This window comes from Pedomonas sp. (genome assembly GCF_036515995.1).
Taxonomy (GTDB): domain Bacteria; phylum Pseudomonadota; class Alphaproteobacteria; order Sphingomonadales; family Sphingomonadaceae; genus Pedomonas.
This window is the reverse complement of sequence record NZ_DATBUP010000193.1, coordinates 1-3,014: the sequence shown is the minus strand read 5'-3', so window position 1 is coordinate 3,014 and position 3,014 is coordinate 1. Positions and strand designations below refer to the sequence as shown.

At 57.9% G+C, this 3,014-nt stretch carries 1 protein-coding gene and 1 pseudogene; both read right to left on the bottom strand.

The window, feature by feature from the left end; genetic code table 11:
* Positions 1-43 precede the first annotated feature (43 nt).
* Positions 44-1,789 carry a diguanylate cyclase gene (locus VIG90_RS14330; RefSeq protein WP_331594201.1) on the bottom strand — a complete coding sequence of 582 codons (1,746 nt, stop codon included), beginning with the start codon at positions 1,787-1,789 and terminating at the stop codon, positions 44-46.
* Positions 1,790-2,286: 497 nt separating this feature from the next.
* Positions 2,287-3,014, bottom strand: a pseudogene (locus tag VIG90_RS14325) (IS5 family transposase); the annotation flags it as partial.

Here is a 3,014-nt window from a genome sequence, read left to right as displayed (position 1 = left end):
GGATCGTGGCTGGTCAGGCTTCGACGGGCGAATGCTGGAGACTTCACCAGGCGCCATGAACGGCTTCGCGCGCGGCTTCGGCGACACGCCACACAGCCTCGACACGGTTTCGCCCGGCTGCCTTGGCCGCATAGAGGGCTTCGTCCGCGCGGGGCAGTATGGCATCCAGGGATGGATCACCCGGCAGGCATTCCGTTAGGCCAATACTGGCCGTCACCGGAATTCGCACGCCGCCATGATGCACAGCCAGCTGCATCACCTTGAGGCGCATCCGCTCGGCGATCTGCAGCGCCTCTTTCGGGTCAGTATTAACCAGAAGCGCTGCAAACTCCTCGCCACCCCATCGGCACATGAAGTCGGATTTACGCAGCATCTTGTTCAGTGCCTGAGCCACCTGATGAAGGACCACATCGCCCGCAGCGTGGCCGTGGGTATCATTGATACGCTTGAAGTGATCGATATCGATCATTGCGATGCAGGCGTGCTCGTTGTAGCGCTTGGCGCGGAACAGGGTCTTTTCAGCCTGCTCAGCAAAATACCGCCGATTCCAGAGCTTGGTCAGGCTGTCCGTGGTTGCAAGCTCAAACAGCCGGCGCTCTGTTGCCCGGCGCTCGGTAATGTCCGTCCCAATGCCAAGAAAACCTAAATGTCGACCCTTGTCGTCTTTCAGTTGGGTTATCGACAATTCAACCGGAAAGCGACTGCCGTCTTTGCGGACATACTGCCACTCCTCGACGTACGGCGTGCCTTCCCTGGCCCGGCCATGCAAAAGTTCATCAACGCTGACGTGGCGTCCCAATTCCTCGCTCCGCGCTGCCCTTCGCTCTTCCAGTTCGTCGGGGTCATGCAGAATAAGGACCTTCTCTTTGCCGATCAGGTCCTTGGCTTTATAGCCGAGAAGCCTCTCGGCTGCGGAATTGAAGCTGCGGATATTGCACTCGCTGTCTGCCGACAGGATGATCTGGTGGGCGCTGTCGAGAACCGCCTTTTGCAACGCCAAGGCTTCGCTCAAGCGCCGCTGAAAGATCCTGCTCTCGGTGACGTCATGCACGAACCAGATCCGCCCCCGCCCCAGGTTGTGTTCGTCGATAAGCCCGTGGCTGAACAACTGATAGACTTTGCCATCCTTCAGCTCGATCTCTTTTCCGGTGATGTCTGCATGCAGGTTTCGGTAGGCGACATCGAGCATTGCAACAAAGGAGCGCGGTTCGACCAGCCGGGACAATATGTGCGGAAGCAGCCCTTTGCGTCCCTCGCGTACCTTATCGCCCGATATTTCCCATAATTCGCAGAACTTGGCGTTCCAGTTGAGAACGTCTCCCTTGTGATCCTCGATCATGATGCCATCCGGGCTCATGTCCTGTTGCACCCGCAGCAGCAAATGCTGATAGGCAAGCCTCTCGCGCGTATGCAGTTCCTCCGTCACGTCGATCATCGTACCGAGCAGACGGACTACAGAACCGTCCTGATCGCGCACAGGCTTCAGCGTTATCCGGAGCCATCGCTCGCCAACGGGCAGCGATAGTTGCGTCTCGAATACGGTCGGTTCCCCTGTCTTGCTGCACTGGCAATAATGGCGGTGGAACACTTCTGCTTGCTCAAGGGGCAAGATCTCGACTGGGCGCGTCTCACCAATGCGCGCCGGCGGCAGGCCGGTTGCGGACCGGAACGCCTCGTTGGCATAAATAACGATGAAACGGCTTTCGTCTGCCACCCCTACAATGAAGGCTGGGGCTCCGATACTGTCCAATAGCCGCTCAAGGTCGGCCCCACTCAGTTGCGAAAGCATAATCGAACCTAGACGGTAAAACCTGCAACGGAAGTATTGCGGCCGCTGCGAAAAAGAACGCCTGAGAACCAGTATTTACACCCCGCTTTAGGGCATCTCGCCGCATTTTACGGGCGGACTAGACCATGCCCATGCTGGCATTGCTCCTGAGACAACGCGGGAGCCGCTGACGTTGACACTCCCGGCTGCTCGAGGCGGGCCGTCTCGTCAGTGCTCTGGGTTGTGTCCCAGCCGCCCTGACTGCCAGGTGAAACCCCAAGTACTGCCAGGCCCGGCCTTCCAGTTTCGTTGTTCGTGACCGCAACAATGCAAAGGAGAAAGAGTGACCTACCTTGGCACTCCAGGGCAAAGCCATAGCGCGTGAGGAGTGCCAGAAGGGGGTACACTTCCGAACTGCCAGCGTCAGGTTCGCTCTGATCCTGATAATTGATGATTATCAGGAGTATATAATGCGTGAAACTTGCATGTGATCTCCTATACATTAGGGGGTAGATTCATTACGAGGCGCACCATAAGGTTACGGAAATGAGTTTGACTGCTGCAAGGTAATTGGCCGGGTCGTTGTCATAGCGCGTTGCAATGCCCCGGAACTGCTTGATGCGATTGAAGAAGCGTTCAACCAGGTTGCGCTGACGGTAAAGCCAGGACGAGAAGCAAAGGGCTGCTTACGGTTGGACCGGTTGGGAATATTGGCCCAGATGTTTCTGGCTTCTGCAGCTTGGCGGATTGCGTTGCTGTCATAACCTTTGTCGCCCAGCAGCGTTGCGCCATGGGGGATGTCCTCAATCAGCGCCTCTGCCTCGCAGGCATCGTGCACCTGGCCTCCGGTCAACCGGAGGCGAACAGGACGTCCCTCAGCGTCGACAAGAGCATGGAGTTTGCTGGTAAGGCCGCCCCGGGAACGTCCCAGGCCATGATCACTGGATCCCCCTTTTTGCCGGTCGCACCGTTCTGGTGGACCCGGACACAAGTGGAATCGATCATCACCAGTTCGCCGTTAAAACCCGCAGAAACAGCGGCCAGCAGCCGATCCCAGACCCCGGCTTTGCGCCACCGGACAAACCGATTGTAACACGTGGTTGAGGGCCCATACCGCTCCGGTATCTCTGCCCATGCCGCACCGGACCGGAACCGCCAGAGAATGCCATTGATCACCCGACGGTCGTCTACGCGTGCAACACCGCGCGGCTTGTTGGGAAGCAAGGGTTCAATGATTGCCCATTCC